20 protein-coding genes are annotated in these 20,625 nt (G+C 66.4%); 10 read left to right on the top strand and 10 right to left on the bottom strand.

All coding sequences use genetic code 11. The features are described from left to right. The first annotated feature begins 30 nt into the window (after window positions 1-30). From ectA to I8N54_RS04320, 4 genes are read left to right on the top strand one after another with little or no spacing between them, the layout of a single operon-like run. Window positions 31-576 (top strand): diaminobutyrate acetyltransferase, encoded by a 546-nt coding sequence (ectA, locus tag I8N54_RS04335; protein WP_140193742.1) that lies wholly within the window; start codon window positions 31-33, stop codon window positions 574-576. Window positions 577-620: 44 nt separating this feature from the next. Beyond that, window positions 621-1,907 (top strand): diaminobutyrate--2-oxoglutarate transaminase, encoded by a 1,287-nt coding sequence (gene ectB, locus I8N54_RS04330; protein ID WP_140193743.1) that lies wholly within the window; start codon window positions 621-623, stop codon window positions 1,905-1,907. Window positions 1,908-1,911: 4 nt separating this feature from the next. After that, the gene (locus tag I8N54_RS04325; RefSeq protein WP_140193744.1) at window positions 1,912-2,304 is read left to right on the top strand and encodes an ectoine synthase; all 393 of its coding nucleotides are present in this window, start codon (window positions 1,912-1,914) and stop codon (window positions 2,302-2,304) included. 37 nt (window positions 2,305-2,341) lie between these two features. Further along, complete coding sequence (locus I8N54_RS04320; RefSeq protein WP_140193745.1) at window positions 2,342-3,784, top strand: aspartate kinase; 1,443 nt, start codon at window positions 2,342-2,344, stop codon at window positions 3,782-3,784. A gap of 96 nt (window positions 3,785-3,880) precedes the next feature. Here the strand turns inward: I8N54_RS04320 and I8N54_RS04315 are convergent, their stop codons facing one another. Genes I8N54_RS04315 through I8N54_RS04305 form a run of 3 tightly spaced genes read right to left on the bottom strand, consistent with a single transcriptional unit; the run spans window position 3,881 to window position 7,468 of the window. After that, entirely contained in the window at window positions 3,881-4,951 is a 1,071-nt protein-coding gene (locus I8N54_RS04315; RefSeq protein ID WP_140193746.1) for a DUF1513 domain-containing protein, read from the bottom strand. A 1-nt stretch (window position 4,952) separates the two neighbouring features. Beyond that, entirely contained in the window at window positions 4,953-5,951 is a 999-nt protein-coding gene (locus I8N54_RS04310; protein WP_140193747.1) for an imelysin family protein, read from the bottom strand. Continuing rightward, entirely contained in the window at window positions 5,948-7,468 is a 1,521-nt protein-coding gene (locus I8N54_RS04305) for a di-heme oxidoreductase family protein (RefSeq protein ID WP_140193748.1), read from the bottom strand. Before I8N54_RS04305 ends, I8N54_RS04310 begins: the two co-directional genes overlap by 4 nt. Before the next feature lie 101 nt (window positions 7,469-7,569). Here I8N54_RS04305 and I8N54_RS04300 point away from each other — a divergent pair, with 101 nt between their 5' ends. Further along, complete coding sequence (locus I8N54_RS04300; RefSeq protein ID WP_140193749.1) at window positions 7,570-7,995, top strand: hypothetical protein; 426 nt, start codon at window positions 7,570-7,572, stop codon at window positions 7,993-7,995. Between the two features lie 101 nt (window positions 7,996-8,096). Then, complete coding sequence (locus I8N54_RS04295; protein ID WP_140193750.1) at window positions 8,097-8,573, top strand: Dps family protein; 477 nt, start codon at window positions 8,097-8,099, stop codon at window positions 8,571-8,573. Window positions 8,574-8,596: 23 nt separating this feature from the next. Here I8N54_RS04295 and I8N54_RS04290 read toward each other — a convergent pair whose 3' ends face one another. From I8N54_RS04290 to betI, 7 genes are all read right to left on the bottom strand, one after another. Next, window positions 8,597-8,848: a DUF1289 domain-containing protein gene (locus I8N54_RS04290; RefSeq protein WP_140193751.1), complete on the bottom strand. Its 252-nt coding sequence runs from the start codon at window positions 8,846-8,848 to the stop codon at window positions 8,597-8,599. Between the two features lie 241 nt (window positions 8,849-9,089). After that, a complete protein-coding gene (locus tag I8N54_RS04285) occupies window positions 9,090-10,352 on the bottom strand; it encodes an imelysin family protein (RefSeq protein WP_140193752.1) in 1,263 nt (420 codons plus the stop codon). Between the two features lie 10 nt (window positions 10,353-10,362). Then, window positions 10,363-10,833, bottom strand: coding sequence for a hypothetical protein (locus I8N54_RS04280; protein WP_140193753.1), 471 nt, complete (start codon window positions 10,831-10,833; stop codon window positions 10,363-10,365). A gap of 285 nt (window positions 10,834-11,118) precedes the next feature. Further along, complete coding sequence (betA, locus tag I8N54_RS04275; RefSeq protein ID WP_140193754.1) at window positions 11,119-12,777, bottom strand: choline dehydrogenase; 1,659 nt, start codon at window positions 12,775-12,777, stop codon at window positions 11,119-11,121. Beyond that, window positions 12,777-14,243: a betaine-aldehyde dehydrogenase gene (betB, locus tag I8N54_RS04270; protein WP_140193755.1), complete on the bottom strand. Its 1,467-nt coding sequence runs from the start codon at window positions 14,241-14,243 to the stop codon at window positions 12,777-12,779. The genes betA and betB overlap by 1 nt, the downstream gene beginning before the upstream one ends. Before the next feature lie 103 nt (window positions 14,244-14,346). After that, the gene (gene betC, locus I8N54_RS04265) at window positions 14,347-15,855 is read right to left on the bottom strand and encodes a choline-sulfatase (protein WP_140193756.1); all 1,509 of its coding nucleotides are present in this window, start codon (window positions 15,853-15,855) and stop codon (window positions 14,347-14,349) included. Further along, window positions 15,852-16,424: a choline-binding transcriptional repressor BetI gene (gene betI / locus I8N54_RS04260; RefSeq protein WP_140193757.1), complete on the bottom strand. Its 573-nt coding sequence runs from the start codon at window positions 16,422-16,424 to the stop codon at window positions 15,852-15,854. The genes betC and betI overlap by 4 nt, the downstream gene beginning before the upstream one ends. 135 nt (window positions 16,425-16,559) lie before the next feature. On the opposite strand from betI, the gene choX reads away from it, so the two are divergent. The 4 genes from choX (at window position 16,560) to I8N54_RS04240 (ending at window position 20,446) form a co-directional block, all read left to right on the top strand. Then, window positions 16,560-17,483 carry a choline ABC transporter substrate-binding protein gene (gene choX / locus I8N54_RS04255; RefSeq protein ID WP_140193758.1) on the top strand — a complete coding sequence of 308 codons (924 nt, stop codon included), beginning with the start codon at window positions 16,560-16,562 and terminating at the stop codon, window positions 17,481-17,483. Between the two features lie 74 nt (window positions 17,484-17,557). Continuing rightward, the gene (gene choW / locus I8N54_RS04250) at window positions 17,558-18,580 is read left to right on the top strand and encodes a choline ABC transporter permease subunit (protein WP_140193759.1); all 1,023 of its coding nucleotides are present in this window, start codon (window positions 17,558-17,560) and stop codon (window positions 18,578-18,580) included. Next, window positions 18,577-19,608 carry a choline ABC transporter ATP-binding protein gene (gene choV / locus I8N54_RS04245; RefSeq protein WP_140193760.1) on the top strand — a complete coding sequence of 344 codons (1,032 nt, stop codon included), beginning with the start codon at window positions 18,577-18,579 and terminating at the stop codon, window positions 19,606-19,608. Before choW ends, choV begins: the two co-directional genes overlap by 4 nt. Before the next feature lie 76 nt (window positions 19,609-19,684). After that, window positions 19,685-20,446, top strand: a complete 762-nt coding sequence (locus I8N54_RS04240; RefSeq protein ID WP_140193761.1) for a FadR/GntR family transcriptional regulator — start codon at window positions 19,685-19,687, stop codon at window positions 20,444-20,446. Window positions 20,447-20,625: the final 179 nt, after the last annotated feature.

The following is a 20,625-nucleotide window of genomic DNA, read 5'->3' as shown; positions in this document are numbered from 1 at the left end:
TATCGAAGCAATTAAGGAGGTAGAGGCTCCATGGTTGATACGTTGGAACGTGCCCGCACCACTAAGAAGACGGCTGTCCTGAGGACGCCGACCAAAGACGACGGTTCTGCCGTCTGGGAACTTGTCGCGGAATGTAAGCCGCTCGACGAGAACTCGATGTACATGAACCTCGTTCAATGTGACCACTTCAGCGAAACCTGCGTCATCGCCGAGATGGATGGCGACGTTGTTGGCTGGATTTCCGGACACATCCCGCCGAGCGAGCCGGAGACGCTCTTCGTCTGGCAGGTCGCCGTGTCCGAGAAGGCACGTGGTCAGGGCCTAGGCACCAAGATGCTGCGCGCAATCGTGGAGCGTGACGTCTCCAAGGACGTGAAACAGGTCAAGACGACCATCACGCGCGACAATGACCCCTCCTGGTCGCTCTTCCGGCGCTTTGCCCGCCGGTTCGGCACCGAACTCGTTGACGAGCCCCACTTCATCAAGTCGGAGCACTTCAACGGTCAGCACGATACAGAACACATGGTGACGATCGACCTCGGCCGCGGCGCCGGGCAGGGTCAGGCGGCAGCCTGACCCCACGGTCTCACCGTTCACTCCCAAAATTCGAAGGAAACGACATGACGACACACTCGTCTGATAAGGCTATCTTTACCCGACGCGAATCCGAAGCACGCAGCTACAGCCGCGGCTTCGACACCGTATTCACCAAGGCCAGCGGCACCGAGATGACCGACGCGGAAGGTCGCACCTATATCGACTTTCTCGCCGGCTGTTCCTCGCTGAACTACGGCCACAACGACCCCGACATGAAAGCCGCGCTGATCGATCACATCAGCCGCGACGGCGTTGCGATGGGTCTCGACCTGCACACCGACGCGAAGGGCGCCTTCCTCGGTGCGTTCGAAGAGAACATCCTCAAGCCGCGCGACATGGACCACAAGGTCATGTTCATGGGTCCGACCGGCGCCAACGCCGTCGAGGCGGCGATGAAGCTGGCCCGCAAGGTCACCGGCCGTCATAACGTCATCGCCTTCACGAACGGCTTCCACGGCGTAACGCTCGGCGCGCTTGCCGCGACCGGCAACGGCTATCACCGTGGCGCCGCCGGCGTGACGCCGTCCGGCGTCTCCCGCCTGCCTTACGATGGCTACATGGGCGAAGGCGTCGACACGACGGACTATATCGCCAAGGTTCTCGATGACGCGTCCTCGGGCGTCGACGCGCCTGCCGCGATCATTCTCGAGACCGTCCAGGGCGAAGGCGGCCTGAACGCCGCGAACCGCGAATGGGTCGAGAAGGTCGGCAAACTGGCGCACGAACACGGCGCGCTGCTGATCATCGACGACATCCAGGCGGGCTGCGGCCGCACCGGCAGCTTCTTCAGCTTCGACGGCTGGGACGTGCAGCCCGACATCGTGACGATGGCCAAATCGGCCTCCGGCTTCGGCCTGCCGATGGCGCTGATGCTCATCAAGCCCGAGCACGACATCTTCGGCCCGGCCGAGCACAACGGCACGTTCCGCGGCAACACCCACGCCTTCGTCACCGCGAAGGTCGCGATCGAGAAGTTCTGGAGCGACGACACCTTCAAGGGTGAGATCGCCGAGAAGACCGAGATCCTCGAAGGTGAGCTGAAGAAGCTCGCGGCGATGGTTCCGGGCGCCTACCTCAAGGGCCGTGGCATGATGCGCGGCGTCGACGTCGGCACCGGCGAGCTTGCCTCGGAAATCTGCGGCAAGGCTTTCGAGAAGGGCCTGATCGTCGAGACCTCCGGTCCGAACGACGAAGTGGTCAAGATCCTCGCGCCGCTCACGACTCCGGTCGAGACGTTCCGCAAGGGCCTGTCGATCCTTCTCGAGTCCGCGTCCGAAGTGACGTCCAACAACAGCATTGCAGCGGAGTAACCCCATGATCGTCCGAGACTTCAACGAGATCATCAAGAACGAACGCGACCGCGTGGTGAACGACGCCCAGTGGTCCTCCGTGCGGATGCTGCTGGCTGATGACGGGATGGGCTTCTCGTTCCACATCACGTTCCTCGAGCCCGGTTCGGAACATACGTTCCACTACAAGAACCATTACGAGAGCGTCTATTGCATGCAGGGCAAGGGCTCGATCACGGACCTTGCCACCGGTGAGACCCACGAGATCAAGCCGGGCGTCATGTATGCGCTGAACGAGCACGACAAGCACACGCTGCGTGCGGAAGAAGAGCTGGTCATGGCCTGCTGCTTCAACCCGCCGGTCACCGGCAAGGAAGTTCACCGCGAAGACGGCTCCTACGCCCTCGAAGACAGCTAAGGGATCCGGGAGGGAGATCCTCCCGGTCACGACACACATGAGTTCCAAGAACCATTCCGTCGAAAAGATCGGTGGCACGACCATGAGCAAGGTTCACGACCTGCTCGACCCGATGTTCATCGGGGACCGTGCCAAGGCCGACATCTATAACCGCGTGTTCGTGGTCTCCGCCTTCGGTGGCATCACGAACCTCCTCCTCGAGCACAAGAAGTCGGGTGAACAAGGAGTCTATGCCCTTTTCATCAACGACGACGACGATCACGGCTGGCTCGACGCGCTCAACACCGTCAGCCAGGAGATGCGCCGCATCCATGCCGACGTGCTGGAGCACAAGGCCGACATGCAGCTCGCCGACGACTTCGTCCGCGAACGCATCGAGGGCGCGCGGTCCTGCCTGTTCGACATCCAGAGGATCTGCTCGTACGGGCACTTCCGGATGTCGACGCAACTGATGGTCATCCGCGAGCTCCTGTCGGGGCTGGGCGAGGCGCACTCCGCCTTCGTCACTTCGCTGCTGCTGCAGCGCCGCGGCGTCGCCGCGCGCTTCGTGGACCTGACCGGCTGGCGCGACGAGGCGGAGCATACGCTGGAAGAGCGTATCGCGGCCGGCCTCGACGACATCGACTTCTCCGAGGAGCTGCCGATCGTCACCGGTTACGCCCAGTGTTCCGAAGGTCTCATGAAGGAATTCGACCGCGGCTATTCCGAGGTCACCTTCTCCCGCATCGCGGCGCACACACAAGCGTCCGAAGCGGTGATCCACAAGGAGTTCCACCTGTCCTCCGCCGATCCCAAGGCGGTCGGCGCGGAGAACGTGGTGAAGCTCGGCCGGACGAATTACGACGTGGCGGACCAGCTGTCGAACATGGGGATGGAAGCGATCCACCCCTCTGCGGCGAAGACCCTGCGCCAGGCGGGTGTCCCGCTGCGCGTCGCCAACGCGTTCGAACCCGAAGATCCGGGCACGCTGATCGACGACCAGCCGGCCGACGCGCCGGGTGTCGAGATCGTCACCGGGCTGAACATCTTCTCGATCGAATTGTACGAACAGGACATGGTCGGGGTGAAGGGCTACGACGCCCGCATCCTCGAGGTGCTGAGCAAGCACAACCTCTGGATCGTGTCCAAGTCGTCGAACGCGAACACTATCACCCACTTTGTCTCCGCCACGCGAGACAAGGTGAGGCGGGTCGTGGAAGAGCTCGAGGGCCTCTACCCCTCGGCCACGGTGACCGAGCGAGCGCTCTCGCTCGTCTCGGTCATCGGCCGCGATCTTACGGGTCTGCGCGTGCTGTCACGCGGTCTCCGCGCTCTGGACGAGCAGGACATCGACGTGATTGCCGCGCAGCAGACCTCCCGTCGGGTCGACTGCCAGTTCGTGGTCGAACGCGAGAAGATGGATCGCGCCATCAAGGCGCTCCACGACATGTTCTTCTCCGCCGAAAACTCGTCGGAACGGCCTGACCTCAAGGTCGCCTGACAGGACGGAGAGCCGACGGTGCACCCGTCGCTGACACTAAAAGACCCCGGTCATCGAAAGATGGCCGGGGTTTTTCCTGTTCGCCTGTCGGTCGGTTCAGATCGCGACGAGGTGGTTGTCCCATCGGCAATCATGCCGCGCCTGCCATGCGGTCCGGTCGGCGTCGATCCCTTCGACCAGACCAGTGCCCGTGGTCAGTGCGAAGCCGGTCCCGGCGGCGCTGACTCCGCAGACATCCGCGCTCGCATGCTGGCCGAGAAATGCGCCCGTCTCTGCATCGAACCGCTGCGCCAGTCCGCCGCGCGGCGACGTGATGGCGACAACGCCGCCCGACAGCGCGACGCTGCCGGCGTAACCTTCCATCCGGCGATGCGCCTCGTCCGGTGCGATCAGCAGCCGCGCCGCCTCGCCACGTCGGTGCAACCCGACGAGCGGCGGATTGTCGGCGACATCGCCCTGCCACTGCATCGCGAAGGCGACCTGCCCGTCCGGTGAGACGGCGAGGTGGCGGATGGAATTCTTGTGCAGCGCGCGGTCCAGTTCGACCTGCTCCAAGATGCGACCGTCGAGCGTCACGTAGGTCAGGTTCGGCTCCATCAGGGGAATGTTCAGCTTGGTGCGCCCGCTGTCGGGATGGGTGTCGATGCCGCCGTTGGCGACGACCAGCGTCTCATGGTCCGGCATCAGCCGCGCGTCGTGCGGGCCGACCCCGCCCGAGGGGAACTCATCAATGCGGGTGTAGTCGGCGCGCGTGTCCCACACGCCGATCACCCCCTGCCCCGCCTCGTAGTCGTTCTCTGGCGTGAAAAGCGTGTGACCGTCCGAAGAGAAGGCGCCGTGGCCGTAGAAGTGCCGGCCCTCCGGGCTTTCGAGCCGCGCCTTTTCCGTGCCTGTGGCGCAGTCGATCACGAGCGCGAAGGTGCCGGGACGCCGAGCGAAGGCCACTGCCTCCGGCCGGGTCGGATGCGCAGCGGCGGCATGGCCCCGGTCGGGCAGCGGCAGGTCGAACAGGCGCTCCCCCGCAGCCGTCAGGCCGAACAGGCGGTAGCTGCCGTCCGGCACCTGCGCCGCGGCAAGGTAGGCCGGGCTGCCCGCGTCTGCCCAAGTGGGCCGGGGAAAGGAGGCAGCGGCCGCGAGGCCGGCGAGAAATCCGCGCCGAGTGGTCATGTCAGTCCCCGTCCAGCGAATTGAACCCGGCCGCCACGCCGAGCACCGGGCCGAGTTCGGTCGACACCACTCGCCGCGCGGTCTGGATATCGGTCTGCAGCGCCTCGATGGCGAAGCGGCCCTGCGGGTCCTCGACACCGGCGAAGATCGGATCGTCGAGCGCATCGGCCCTCTCGATCGCGCGGGTCAGCGCGACGTCGAGGTTCGCCTGCGTTTCCGGCGCGTCCGCTGCCAGCATCAGCGCAAGTTCGCGATTTGCATCGAGCGAGATGCGGACGTGTCGTAGCGACCGGCCCGAACGCCACGCCTCGGCCCGCGCCGGGCGGGGGCGGTCGAAGGTTCCCATCGGGCGGCCCAGCCGGGTGTCGGACGTGAACTCCAGCCCGAAGTTGACCGCCTTGAACAGCTCCTGCGCCGCTTCCTCGGTGGAACGGTATGTGTCGTTCTCTCCAGCCGTCGCGATCAATGTGCCGTAGCCGTCGGTCCAGTCCTGCCGGATGGTCGCACTGACCGAGGCGATGTCGCGCGCCACGGCCTGGACCAGTGCGCAGTGATAGTCGGGGTCGCCCGCGGTCGAGAGCGTTTCGTCATAAAGCAGGAATTCCATCGCGTAGAAGCCCCGCGCCGCGACGGAAACGTCGGCGAACCCCTCCTCCGTCTCCACCACCGGATCGGCATCGGCAATCAGCCCGTTCAGCGCGGAGGGGGTCGCGCCCCGGCTGTCGGGCCAGAAGGCGAGCGAGAAGGCCCGATCGCCGACTTCGGACGGACCGAAGCGCAAGTGGCTTACGGCGATCCAGGCATCGAAGGCGTCGTTGTAGGCCTCCCGCAGCACGGCATCGTCGGGGGCGCAATGCTCCTCTGCCACGTCGGCGAGCGTAGCGCTCTCTGTCGCGAGCGCCTCGTAGCCGGGCAGAATATGGTCCTCCACGATACGTTGCAGCGGCACTTCCGCGGCGAGGGGCGTGGCGAACAGGATCAGGGCGAGGGAACGGATCATAGGCTCTCCAGGAATCGGATGAGGGCCGCGCGGTCCTCGGGCGTCATCGAGACGACCATGTCACGTTGCGCTTCTGCTTCGCCACCGTGCCAGAGCACCGCTTCGAGCAGGGAGCGCGCCCGACCGTCATGCAGGAAATAGCTGTGGCCCGACACCTGTTCGGTCAGCCCGATGCCCCAGAGCGGAGGCGTGCGCCACTCGCGCCCCGTCGCACGGGCCTCGGGGCGGTTGTCCGCCAGCCCCTCGCCCATGTCGTGCAGCAGCATGTCGGTGTAGGGCCAGATCAGCTGGAAGCTCTGTGCCGGCACCGGGTCGCCGGCAAGGCGGTGCGTCACGAAGGATGGCTGGTGGCAGCCTGAACAGCCGGTCTGGAAGAACACCTCCTTGCCGCGAAGGACCTCGCGGTCGTCGACGTCGCGCCGGGCGGGCACGGCGAGGTTGCGGGAATAGAAGGTGACGAGGTCGAGCCCCGTCTGATCGATCTCGAACTCGCGGTCATCGCCGTCGCCATGGGGCGCTGTGCGGCAGGCGTCCTGGATCGTGGAGCACTCCCCGAAAGGATCGGGAAACAGCGGGTTGGAGATGCCGATGTCTCCGGCGAAGGCGCCGGCCGATTGTTCGCGGATGGTCGCCATGCCGGCCTTCAGCCCGAACCGGCCGAGCATCGGCATTCCGAACTCGCCGGACCAGACGATGTTGGCCCGGCCCGAAATGCCGTCCCCGTCCTCGTCCTCGGGATCGACATTGGCGAGGATGTCGGCAGCCGGAATGGCTTCCAGCAGACCAAGACCGATCATCTGCGGCGCGACCCTGGGTGAGAGCATCGCCCCCTCCGCCAGTGGCCCGTAGCCGAGGTCGACCACATCATAGGTCGGCGCGCGCAGGCTGGCCGACTCACCGCCCGACAGCTCGACCGGGATCTCCTCGTAAGTGATCCGCATCTGCCCTTCTGCCGGGATCCCGGCGAGGGCGTGGTCCTGCAGCTGCGTGCCATAGGTCGGATCGGGCGCGGTGCCGAGGTAATCCTCGATCTCGGCCATGTCCTCAGGCGTCGGCCCCTCGACCGAGACCCTCAGGAACATGGAAATCGCATTGTCTCTCGGCCCCTCCGGCGGATGCCCGCGCCCGTCCTTCAGGTGGCAGCGCTGGCACGACCGCGCATTGTAGAGCGGCCCGAGCCCGTCGGAGGCCAGTGTCGACGACGGCGCGGAAACCCACAGCTTGCGGAACAGCCCGTTGCCGACCTTGAAGTCCAGTTCGCCATCGAAGCCGATATTCGCCGACGGCTGCGAGAAGGCATCGGCGTTGTCGCGCGCCCGCACGGTCGTCGCACCGGCGCTGTTCACTTCGAAAGACTGCGGTTGCGAGAAGTCCGTGGGCGGCGCCGTGACCTGATCAATGCGGTCCTGCTCCGCCTCCGTGCGGGGCACGATGTCGAGGTGCGGTTCATCGAACGGACCGGCGATGGCGGCACCTGCGACGATCAGCCCGGTGATGGTTGGAAGAAACAGCCGCATCCGCGTCCCTGCTGCATTGCGCTCGGCGCCCTTATCTTATAAATAAAGTCAGGAATAAAGACCCCAACCTCGGGTCTCCGTTGAGACGAAAGCGCGCACTGATGACGGCGATTGCTCTCCGCAGCTTCGACACCGCACCGCCACCCGTTCAGCGGCCGGCCGGCGAGTCGGGCGAGTTCCTCGCACACCTGCGGCTCGCCGCCCTCGCCTGCCGGGCCGCGCCGCGCACAGACCTGTTCGAGGCCTGTGCCACGCTTGCCATCAGCCGCGAACGCGCCCCCGAGGCGCATGCACGCGTCCTGATGCGGACCCTCGCGCAGGCGCTGCCGCACCGGCCCCGCCTCCACCGGCCGGGGACCGAGGAGACGAGTTTCGATGAACAATGGCTGGTCGCCCTGTTCCGCGCCATCCGGGCCGAGGACGACGACAGCTTCGAATTCCTCCTCCGCTCGCGCGTCCCGGTTCATGTCCGCCGCAACATCGCCTTTCTTGTGCGCTCTGCCGCGGGGGCCGTTGACAAGTTTTAGAATTATTCTAAATCTAATCCCAGACGACATGGGGACCGGCTGACGGCAAGGCGGCGGCCCCCCTGACAATCATCCTTGCCGACGATCAGAGGATAGATGTCATGACACAGACTGCTGTCGACCTGGGCCCCGATGCCAAGAGCGCGATCTGCGAAGCCCTGAACCAGAGCGTTGCAGAAACCGCCGTCGCGACGATGCTCGCCCAGAATTTCCACTGGAACGTGACCGGCATGGCCTTCGGCCCGCTGCACGCGCTGTTCCAGACCATCTACGAAGATCACTTCATAGCGCAGGACGACCTCGCCGAACGGATCCGCGCACTTGGCGGCCACGCCGAAGGGACGCTCGCCGGTATGCTGAAGCGCTCCAAGGTGTCCGAATATGCCGAGTCCGACGGCCTCGATGCGCAGGTGATGATCAAGGCACTGCTCGAAGCGCAGGAAACGCTCGCGGCCACCATTGGCGGCGCCGGTGCGATCGCCGCCGATCACGGCGACACGCTGACCGAGGACCTCGCCATCGCGCGCGGCCAGACCCACGAGAAATTCGCCTGGATGCTGCGCGCCCACCTCGTCTGAGCGTGCCACAAGCGACGTGACGATCAGACCGGCAGGACCGTCCTGCCGGTCTTTTTCTTGAGCTTCTTCAGGTAGGCCGGTGTCCAGTGAGTGTAGCGGCCCATGTCGGACTGCTGGTGGACGAGCATCCGCAGGAACTCCTCCTGGAACTCCGGCTTCTTGAGCGATTTGAACATCTTCTTCTGCCCCTTCGTCATGGAGCAGCCGATGCAGTGCCCTTCGCGTCGGAACTTGCAGACATCGATGCAGGGGCTCGGCAGTTTCGTCTTCGCCATCTCGGGCCTTTTCGTCCGTCTGGGTGTCTGACCCGGACAGATGGTCCGCCGCAGTGACCGGGACAAGGGCTGTGGCCCGTTCTCCGGCGGTGCACCTGCGGTGCGCCCTGGGAGCCCTCCCTTCCGGTCGGGCGGATCAGGGGGCTGTCTGCCCCCTCTGGGCCTTCGGCCCATTCACCCCCGAGAGGTATTTGAGGCCAGGCGAGAGAGCTCGGAAGCGCCCCCGCCCGGCCGGGTCTCTTTACTGAAAGACGGCGTCGGGGTCGTCGAGGCTGTCGGAGCCCTCGAACTCGATCCCCTCGGTGCCGAGCGCCGCGACGACACGCTCGATCGTCCGTGTCTGGTCGATCAGCGCCTCGACGCCGCCCATGATTAGCGCCTCGCCCTCGGCATTGCCACGCTCGAGCATCTGGTCATAGGCGAAGCCGGCCTCGGCGGCGAGCTTGATCTGGCCCAGCTCACGCATCGTGTGGGCAAGCTTGGCCTGCATCTCGGTATCGAGCGCCGGATCGGTCGCCGCGACGAGGTCGGAGAGCGACGCGCCGGAGACGACGGAGCCGTCGACCCGCTGGTATTCGCCGAGGTAGACGTTCTGCACGCCGAGCCCGTCGTAATAGTGGCTGTTGTGCGTGTTGTCGGAGAAGCAGTCATGCTCTTCCTCGGGATCGTTCAGCATGATGCCGAGGCGCATGCGTTCGCCCGCCTGTTCGCCGTAAGAGAGCGACCCCATGCCGGTGAGGATCGCGTCGAGCCCCATGCCTTCGTCGCCAAGCGCGCGGCGGGCTTCGCCGCTCTCGGCCCACTGGGCCTTCATCCAGTCGAGGTCGGCTACCAGAAGCTCGGTCGCGGCGACGAGGTACGCGCCACGGCGGTCGCAATTGTCGTTGGTGCATTCCTCGCCCGAGGCGAAGTCGGTCCAGGACCGGGCGCCGGCACCGGGAGCATGGCCGTTCAGGTCCTGCCCCCAGAGCAGGAACTCGATTGCGTGGTAACCGGAGGCGACGTTCGCCTCGACCCCGTCCGCCTCCTGCAGGACGCTCTCGATCAGGGTGGGCGAGATCTCGGTGGCGTCGACCTCTTCGCCCGACAGTTCGAACGTCGGGTTGGCGATGACGTTCAGCGTCGCGAAGGCGTTCTCGTCCGTCGGACCGCCGTAGGAGGCGTCGACGTAGTCGATCAGGCCTTCGTCCAGCGGCCAGGCGTTCACCTTGCCTTCCCAATCATCGACGATCGGGTTGCCGAAGCGGAAGACCTCGGTCTGCTGGTAGGGCACGCGGGACGCGAGCCACGCCTCTTTCGCCGCCTGCAGTGTCTCGGCCGATGGCGTCTCGACCAGAGCAGTCACCGCCTCCTGCAGTGTCATCGCGGTGACGAGGCTGTCGGAATAGGCCGCGTGGGCGATGTCGGCGTAGGTTGCGAGGACGGCGTCCTCCGAGGGCGCCTCCTGCGCAACGGCGGTCAGCGGCAGGCAAAGCGCGGTCGCGGCGGTGGTCAGAAGTTTCATAGGGGTCCTTTCAGTGAATCGTGTCGGATGCCGGTTCGGGGACCGACGGTGTCCGGTCCAGCCGCCGCAGGGCGAGGCCGAGACTCTCGGCCAGCGTGACGAGGCAGGGCGCGATATCGGCGCGCACCAGCAGGGTCGCGACGAGCATGGCGTCCTCCCGGTCGCCGTCGGCGGCGAGGGCGATGAAGTTGGCGAAGCAGGCTTCGTCCGCGCCGAGGCAGCGGCAGGTCGCGTGATGACGCATCAGGGGTCTGCGGCCGAACCGCGCGCAGAGCGTGCAGATGTCCTCGAGCGCACTGGCCGCCGCGCTGCCGTGCCCGGTGCCGAGCATCCGGGCGAAGTCGGCGCGGACGCCGGCGCGGGCTTCGGGCCCGTCGAACCAGCGGCGCAGGCAGACGACGGCGCCCGCCTCGATCCCCGACAGCTCGTCCATGAACCCGACCGGCGCACCGCCACGCTGTTGCCTAGGCTGCTCCGACATCTCCGTGCTCCCCTCGCGACCGTCGTGCGGCGCCCGATGCGACAGGCCATGCCGGCTGCGTCGCGTGAAGTGTCCCGGATCGGGTTGGCCCGATTGCGGCGCCGGGCTTCCCGTCCCTTTCCGCAACCTGTCCCGACCCGGAACATGATTAGTTGAGCAAAATTGTCGGACTTGTCAATGCGTCTGTTTCAGACACGCGAAGGCCCGCGCCAGGGCGGTCCCGCGCGGGCCTTCCATTACACTACTCAGAAGGGAGACACCGCCCGTCGGCGCGTTCCCGGCACTTTATCGCTGGCTGGTCTGCCAGTCGGGATGGATCCACGGCTGCCGGTTCGATGGTGCCAGCATCGGACCTCCGAGCACGTGATCGGCCGCTTTCTCGCCCGTCATGATCGACGGCGCGTTGAGGTTGCCGTTGGTGATGCGCGGGAAGATCGAGCTGTCCGCGACCCGCAGGCCATCCACGCCGATCACCCGGCATTCCGGGTCCACGACCGCCGTCGGATCGTCGGCTCGACCCATCCGGCAAGTGCCGCAGGGGTGATAGGCACTCTCCACATGTTCGCGGATGAAGTCATCAAGCGCATCGTCGCTCTGCGCGTCCGCGCCGGGCTGGATCTCCTTGCCGCGGAAATCGTCGAAGGCGGGCTGCGCGAGGATCTCGCGGGTCAGGCGGATGCAGGTGCGGAAGTCCTCCCAGTCGGACGGGTCGGACATGTAGTTGAAGACGATCCGTGGCGCGTCCTCCGGTTTGCCGGAGCGCAGCGTCACCTCGCCCCGCGAGACGGAGCGCATCGGCCCGACGTGGGCCTGGAACCCGTGGCCCTCTGCCGCCGTCTTGCCGTCGTAGCGCACGGCGATCGGCAGGAAATGAAACTGGATATCGGGATATTCCACGCCGGCGCGGCTGCGGATGAAACCCGCGCTTTCGAACTGGTTCGACGCGCCGAGGCCGGTCTTGGTGAACAGCCACTGCGCCCCGATCGCGGCCTTTCCGAACAGGTTCCAGTAGCGGTAGAGGCTGACCGGCTTCGTCGCGGCCTGCTGGATGTAGAGCTCGAGATGGTCCTGAAGGTTCTGACCGACTCCGGGCCGGTCGGCGACCACGTCGATCCCATGCTCGGCGAGGTGCGCGGCCGGACCGATCCCTGACAGCATCAACAGTTTCGGTGAGTTCAGCGAGGAGGCCGAAAGGATCACCTCGGCCCGCGCGCGGATCACCTCGCGCTGGCCGCCCCGGTCGAGTTCCACGCCGACGGCGCGGCCTTCCTCGATCACCACTCGGCGGGCGAGGCCCCGCACGAGGGTGCAGGTCTCGCGTTTCAGCGCGGGGCGGAGGTAGGCGCTCGCGGCGGACCAGCGGCGCCCGCGCCAGATGGTCGAGTCGAAGGGGCCGAAGCCCTCCTGCTGCTCGCCGTTGTAGTCGCCGGTGACCTGATAGCCGGCCTGCCGGCCCGCCTCGACGAACGCGCGGGTGAGCGGGTTCTTCCGGGGCCCGCGTGTGACATGCAGCGGACCGTCGGTGCCGCGCCACTCAGGGTCGCCGCCGTGGCCGCCGTCGTGCCAGTGCTCCATCCGCTGGAAGTAGGGCAGCACGTCGGCATAGCCCCAGCCATCGGCGCCCTGCCCGGCCCAGTGGTCGTAGTCCTTTGCATGGCCGCGCACGTAGATCATGCCATTGATCGAGGACGACCCGCCGATCACCTTGCCGCGCGGCACAACCAGCTTGCGCCCGCCCAAGTGCGGCTCGGGCTCGGTCGAGTAGCCCCAGTCATAGCGCGGCATGTTCATCGGAAAGGACAGCGCGGCCGGCATCTGGATGAACGGCCCGGCGTCGCTGCCGCCGAACTCGATCACGATGACCGACTTGCCGGCCTCCGACAGGCGGTAGGCCATGGCGCAGCCGGCCGACCCGGCCCCGACGATGACGTAGTCGGCTTCCATCAGAAGGGCGCCTCCGTCGGATTCATCGAGACATAGACCGACTTGCGTTCCGAAAAGTGCTCGATCGCCGCCCTGGAGTTCTCACGCCCGACGCCGGACATCTTGGATCCGCCGAACGGCGCCTCGACCGGCGTCAGGTTGTAGGTGTTGATCCAGGTCGAGCCGGCGCGGAAGCCCGCGGCCATCCGGTGAGCGCGCGTGATGTCGCGAGTGAAGACCCCGGCGGACAGCCCGAATTCGGTATCGTTGGCGCGGGCGAGGACTTCTTCTTCCGTGTCGAAGTCGAGGACCGACATAACGGGGCCGAAGATCTCTTCCCGCGCGATCGCCATGTCGTCCGTCACGTCGGCGAAAATTGCGGGCTCGATCCAGAAACCGTCGCCCTCGATCGCCTTGCCGCCGAAGACCATCCGGGCGCCCTCCGCCTTGCCGGTCTCGATGTAGCGCAGCACGATCTCGCGCTGCGCGGCGCTGACCATCGGGCCGAGGTTGGTCGCCTCGTCCAGCGGATCGCCGAGAGTGGCACTGGCCGTGCGCTCTGCCAACCGGGCGAGGAACTTCTCCTTGATGCCCTTTTGGACGAAGACCCGAGTCCCGTTGGAGCAGATCTGACCCGTGGAATAGAAGTTGCCGTTGATCGCGGCGGACACTGCGCTTTCGAGGTCGGCATCGTCGAAGATGACGAGGGGGGATTTGCCGCCAAGTTCCATCGTCACGTATTTCATCCCGTCGGCGGCGGCGGCATAGACCTTGCGACCGGTCGGCACGGAGCCGGTGAGCGACACCTTAGCGACGCGCGGATCGGTGACGAGCGCGGAGCCGACCTCGCCCATGCCCTGCACCACGTTGAAGATGCCCGGAGGCGCGCCGGCCTCGGTCAGGATCTCGGCGACCTTCAGGGCGCATAGCGGCGTCGTCTCGGACGGCTTGAAGATCATCGCGTTCCCGCAGGCGAGCGCGGGCGCACCCTTCCACGCGGCGATCTGGGTCGGGTAGTTCCACGCGCCGAGGCCGACGCAGACGCCAAGCGCCTCGCGCCGGGTGTAGACGAAATCACCGTCGGGCAGCTGGATATGCTCGCCGGTCAGAGTGCCCGCCAGCCCGCCGAAATATTCGAGCGCATCCGCCGCCGAGGTCGCATCGGCGACCAGCGTCTCCGACAGCGGCTTGCCGGTATCGCAGGTCTCCAGCACCGACAGCTCGTGGTTGCGCTCGCGAATGATGTCGGCGGCGCGGCGCAGGATGCGGCCCCGCTCGGTGCCCGACATGGCGGCCCACGCGGGTTGCGCGGCGCGGGCGGCCTCGAGCGCGGCGTCGATCACGGCAGGCGTTGCGGCATGGACTTTGCCGATCACTTCGCCGGTGCCGGGATAGATCACGTCGAACGGCGTGCCGCCCGTGTCCTCGACATAGGCGCCGTTGATGTAGTGGCTGGCTTTCGGTTGCGTGTCCTTGGGCAGGGGCATGTCGATCCTTCGGTTCTTCGGTGCGCCGGGGCGGTCCCCCGCGCGATAGGTTCTGGTATCGAACCGCGGCCCCTCCCCGGCCGCGGCTCCCGGTGGAGGCCGGTTATTCGCCGCGCGGAAAGCGGGCGTTCTCCTCCACCACGTTCAGGTCCATGTGGTTGCGCATGTACCGCTCTGACGCCTTCTGGAGCGGCTGGAAGTCCCACGGGTAGTAGCTGCCGTTGCGCAGCGCCTCGTAGACGACCCAGCGGCGGGCCTGGCTCTGCCGGACGTCGGCGTCGAACCGGTCGAGGTCCCAGCGGCGGTCGGCCTCGGCCTTCAGCTCGGCCAGCACCTCCGCATGGTCGGGATCCTCGGCGAGGTTATCCAGTTCATGCGGATCGGCTTCGAGGTCGAACAGCTGGTCCGGGTCCAGCTTGCAGAGGTTCAGCTTCCACTTGCCCGAGCGCAACGAGATCATCGGCGCGTAGGAGGCCTCTGCCGCGTATTCCAGTGCGACAGGCGCGGTGCGCACTTCGCCCCGCCCGTAGGGCAACAGGCTGATGCCGGTGGTCCAGGGCGCGACTTCCTCCATCGACACGCCGGCGAGGTCGCAGAGCGTCGGGCAGACGTCGATGTTGGAGACAGGCTCCGTCACCAGTCCCGGCTCCATCGACGGGGCGGAGATCATCATCGGCACGCGGGCGGAGCCTTCGTAGAAGCTCATCTTGAACCACAGTCCCCGCTCACCCAGCATGTCGCCGTGGTCGGACACGAAGAGGATCACCGCCTCCTGCCGGGTGCGCTCCAGCACGTTGAGGATCTCGCCCACCTTCTCGTCGAGGTAAGAGATGTTAGCGAAGTAGGCCCGGCGCGACCGGCGCACGTCCTCGTCCGAGATGTCGTAGCTCTTCCAGTCGTTCGCGTCGAAGATACGCTTGGAATGGTTGTCCTGCTGCTCGTAGGGGATCGGGCCGATCTCGGGCTGCAGATGTTCGCAATCCTCGTAGAGATCCCAGAACTTCTTGCGCGCGACATAGGGATCGTGCGGATGCGTGAAGCTGACCGTCAGGCACCAGGGCCGGTGGTCCTTGGCGCGGGCGAGATCGTAGAGCTTGTGCGTGGCGTTGTAAGCGACCTCGTCGTCGTACTCCATCTGGTTGGAGATCTCGGCGACCCCAGCCCCGGTGACCGATCCCATGTTGTGATACCACCAGTCGATCCGCTCGCCCGGCTTGCGGTAGTCCGGCGTCCAGCCGAAGTCGGCGGGGTAGATATCGGTCGTCAGCCGCTCCTCGAAGCCGTGCATCTGGTCGGGACCGACGAAGTGCATCTTGCCCGACAGGCACGTGTAGTAGCCCGCGCGGCGCAGGTGGTGCGCGTAGGTCGGAATGTCGGAGGAGAACTCCGCCGCGTTGTCGTAGACCCGGCTCACCGACGGCAGCTGCCCGGACATGAAGCTCGCCCGGCCCGGCGCACAGAGCGGCGAGGCGGTGTAGCAATTGCGGAATCGGGTGGAGCGCTCCGCCAGCTTCTTGAGGTTCGGGGCGTGCAGGAAGTCGGCGGGGCCGTCGGGGAACAGCGTCCCGTTCAGCTGGTCCACCATGAGGATGAGGATATTGGGAGAGGTCAATTGGAGTGTCCGATTTCCCGGTCGATTGCGTGGAGGACATGGGCTGCGGCGCTCGCCCCGTCGGTCGCCTCGGTGTCGAGCGCGAAGCGCAGGTAGAGCCCGTCGATCAGCCCGCCGATCCGCTGTGCGACCCCGGCGGCGTCATCGCCGGCCAGTGGCCGCAGGTTGTGGACGAGATTCGACTGCAGCCGCCGCTGGTAGATCGACAGCAGCCGCCGCGCCTCGGGCGAGGTCTGGGCGAGCACGTAGAAGTTCAGCCACGCCGCGATCGCATCCCGCCGGAAGTTCGAGGGCGAGAAGCTGGCCCGCACGAGGCTCTCGAGCCGCTGGCGCGGACCGTCCGCCACCGCGAGCGCGCCGCGCACCTCCGCCCCGTAGAGCGTGAGGATGTAGCGCATCGCGGCGAGGAAGATCTGCTCCTTGTCACCGAAGTAGTGGAATGCCAGCGCGGAAGAGACTCCTGCACGTTTGGCAATCTGGCTTACGGTGATATTGAGAGTGCCGTTGGCCCCGATCTCGCTGATTGTGGCCTCGACGAGTTGTGCGCGCCTTTTGGGCTCAGCGGGCATCTTGGTGATCCATGTCGGTGATTTGGGTTGCCAAGGCACCGTAGGATGAGCCTAATTGACCCGTCAATCAATAACTCGCCGAATGGCGAAATCCACCACACCCGCCCTCGCCGGCGGGATACCAGGGAGACTGGAATGAAACTGCTGACCACCACATGCGCCCTTGCGATCGCGACTGCCGGAGCGGCGGCCGCCGACTGCGAAACGGTGATCTTCTCCGACGTCGGCTGGACCGACATCACGGCGACGACTGCGGCCACGACCACCGTTCTCGAGGCACTCGGCTACGACACGGAGATCAAGGTGCTGTCCGTGCCGGTGACCTACACCGGCCTCGCCGAGGGCGACGTGGACGTGTTCCTCGGCAACTGGATGCCGACGATGGAAGGCGACATCGCCCCCTACCGCGACGCCGGAACGGTCGACACCGTGCGCGCCAACCTCGAAGGCGCAAAGTACACGCTGGCGACCAACGCCGCGGGCGCCGAGATGGGAATCGCCGATTTCGCCGACATCGTCGACAACATCGACGCCCTGGACGCGACGATCTACGGCATCGAGCCGGGCAACGACGGCAACCGCCTGATCATGGACATGATCGAGGCCGACGCCTTCGGCCTGTCCGACTTCGAAGTCCGCGAAAGCTCCGAGCAGGGCATGCTGGCGCAGGTCGGCCGCGCCTCGGGCAGCGACGAGCCGATCGTCTTCCTCGCGTGGGAGCCCCACCCGATGAACGCCAACTACGATCTCACCTACCTGACGGGCGGTGACGACTACTTCGGCCCCGACCTCGGCGGCGCGACGGTCTACACCAACACGACCGCCGGCTTTGCCGAGGAGTGCCCGAACGTCGGCACGCTGCTGAACAACCTCTCCTTCTCGCTGGAGATGGAGAACGAGATCATGGGCGCGATCCTCGACGACGGGGCCGACCCGGCGGACGCCGCCTCCGAATGGCTCGCCGCCAACCCGGATGCCTGGACCGCATGGCTCGACGGCGTGACCACGATGGACGGCGGCGACGCCGTCGAAGCCGTGAGCGCCGCGCTCGAAGGCTGATGCCGTCACTGTAGGATGGGTCACCGACCCATCCTACCCATCCTTCCCGATCCGAAGACCCGAGGCCCGACCGCATGGGAACGATCCTGAACGCGCTCTACCAGGCCGTCGCATGGTGCGTCGTCACGCTCTGGGATTTCCTGCTCTGGCTGGTCCCGGCCATCTGGTGGTTCATCACCTGGCTGCCGCAACGCCTCGTCGGCGCGACCGATGAACAGCTCCCCGTCGGCGACACGCTCGCCGCCGCGTTCGACTACATCCGCAACACCGCCGGCGCGTTCCTCGACGGGTTCGCCGCGGTCACCGAATTCATCATCGACCTGATCCTGTCGATCCTGATGCGCCCGCCGGGCGTGAACTGGATGAGCGGGCGATCCTTCGAACCCTACCTGCCCTTCTGGGACGAGCCGCAGCACCGTTTCCTCGTCATCGCCGCCTTCGTGGCGATCACCTGGGCGCTGCAGCGCAACTGGAAGACCTGCCTGCTGGTCGCCGTCGGCTTTCTCTTCGTGCTCGACCAGGGCTACTGGGAGGAAACCGCCGAGAGCCTGACGCTCGTCCTCGCCGCCTGCCTCGTCTGCATGAGCATCGGTGTGCCGGTCGGCATCCTCGCCGCCCACCGCCCGAAGCTCTACACATGGATGCGGCCCGTCCTCGACCTGATGCAGACGCTGCCGACCTTCGTCTACCTGATCCCGGCCATCGTCTTCTTCGGCATCGGCATGGTGCCGGGCCTGATCGCGACGGTCATCTTCGTCGTGCCCGCTCCGATCCGGCTGACCTACCTCGGCATCTCCTCCACGCCGCCTGCCCTGCTCGAAGCCGCCCGCGCCTTCGGTGCGACGCCCGGCCAGACACTGCGCAAGGTGGAGCTGCCCTATGCCTTCCCGCAGATCATGGCGGGGCTGAACCAGACCATCATGCTGTCGCTGTCGATGGTGGTGATCGCCGCCCTCGTCGGTGCCGACGGCCTCGGCGTTCCGGTGATCCGGGCGCTGAACACGGTGAACACGTCGCTCGGCTTCGAATCCGGCTTCGTGATCGTGGTCGTCGCCATCGTGCTCGACCGGATGCTCAACGCGGGGAGCCGCAAATGACCAATATCGCGGTTCTCATCGACAAGGTCTCCATCGTCTTCGGCAACAAGCCCGACAAGGCGCTGCCGCTGATGGACGAGGGGCTCGACCGGGCGACGATCCAGTCGCGGACGGAACAGGTGCTCGGCGTGCACGATTGTTCGCTCGCCATCGAGGAAGGCGAGATCCTCGTGCTCATGGGCCTCTCCGGGTCGGGCAAGTCGACACTGCTTCGGGCGCTGAACGGGCTCAACCCGATCGCGCGGGGCGCGGTCACGGTGAACGACGGCGACTGGTCCTGCACCCTGCCTGGCTGCTCGGCGGCCGAGCTGAAGAAGCTGCGGCGCGAATGCGTATCGATGGTATTCCAGCAGTTCGGCCTCCTGCCATGGCGGTCGGTGCGCGAGAACGTGGCGCTCGGCCTCGAACTGTCCGGCATTTCCCGGTCCGAGCGCGACGCGCGCGCCGACCGGCAGCTTGGCCTCGTCGGCCTGTCGGACTGGGCCGACCGCAAGGTGGGCGAGCTGTCGGGCGGCATGCAGCAGCGCGTCGGCCTCGCCCGTGCCTTCGCAACCGAGTCGCCGATCATCCTGATGGACGAGCCCTTCTCCGCGCTCGACCCGCTGATCCGCACCAAACTGCAGGACGAGCTGCTCGAGCTGCAACGCGAGCTGAAGCGCACGATCGTCTTCGTGAGCCACGACCTCGACGAGGCGTTCAAGATCGGCAACCGCATCGCGATCATGGAAGGCGGCCGGATCGTCCAGTGCGGCCGCCCGCAGGAAATCTACTCGAGCCCGGCCAATGACTACGTGGCGGAATTCGTCGCCCACATGAACCCGCTCGGCGTGCTGACAGCGAAGGACGTGATGGAACCGGCGGGCGAGGACCACACCGACGAGGTGCCTGCCGACACCACGGTCGCCGACCTGATGCGCCGCTTCGCCGGCGGCTCCGGTCCCGTGGCCGTTACCGAACAGGGCTCCGTCATCGGTCAGGTGACCGGCCCGACCGTGATGCGCCGTCTGGCCGACCCGAGGGCCCGCTGACGCGCCGCTTCCGGCGGCCGGGCCCGCGTGCTATCCCGGTCCAGCCGTTTTCGATCATGTGACCATTGCCGGACCGATGCCCAGAGCCCAGCCCAAGCCCCGCGAACCGAAGCGATCGAGGCCCGTCCGCGTGGCTGACGAGATCAAGGGCTGGGTGGTCGAGCGCGGCCTGCAGAAAGGCGACCGGCTGCCGTCTGAGACGGAGATGATCGCCCGCTTCGGGATGGCCAAGGGCACGATCCGCGAGGCGATGCGCATCCTCGAGGCGCAGGGCCTGATCGTCACCCGCACCGGCCCCGGCGGCGGCAGCTTCGTCGGCGAGGTGACGTCAGACCGGGCACGGGCGCTGCTCGGCAACTACTTCTACTTCAAGAACCTCACCGTCAGCGACATCTACCAGCTGCGTCGCCTGCTGGAGCCAGAGCTTGCCGCCTCGCTCGCCGGCGAGCTGTCAGACGACGACATCGCCGAGCTGGAGGCCATCGTCGCGCTTTATCCCGAACCGGCCCGCGACGACGAGGAGGAGCGCGAACAGCATGTCGCTTCGCTCAAGTTTCACGCGCGTCTGGCGGAGTTCGCGAGCAACGAACTGCTCGGCTTCCTCATCAGCTTCATGGCGCAGATCCTGTCCGACCTGACGATCTATCGCCGGCTCTACGCGCCGCAGAACATCGAGCTCTGGCGGCAGGGCCGTATGCACCAGCTCGGCGTGATCGACGCGTTGCGCACCGGTGATGCCGAGGAGGCGCGGCGGCTGATGGCCTCGCACATGGCGATCGCGCAGGACCACATGGAAGCGCAGGAAGCGCAGGTCATGAAGCGGTTCATCGCGGAGTAGCCTGATCCGGCGGCGCACCTTCGGTGCACATCCAGCAGCCCTCCCTCCGGTCGTGCGGCGTCAGGGGGCTTTTTGCCCCCTCTTGGGCCTGCGGCCAAATTCACCCCCGCGAATATCTAAGAGCCCAAAGAAGGCCGGGGCGGGCGCGTCAAGGTGAGCCGGTGCTCTGCCTCGATGCG

The sequence above is a fragment of the Pelagovum pacificum genome (assembly GCF_016134045.1).
In the GTDB taxonomy this organism is placed as follows: Bacteria; Pseudomonadota; Alphaproteobacteria; order Rhodobacterales; family Rhodobacteraceae; genus Oceanicola; species Oceanicola pacificus_A.
This window is presented reverse-complemented; position numbering and strand designations above follow the sequence as displayed.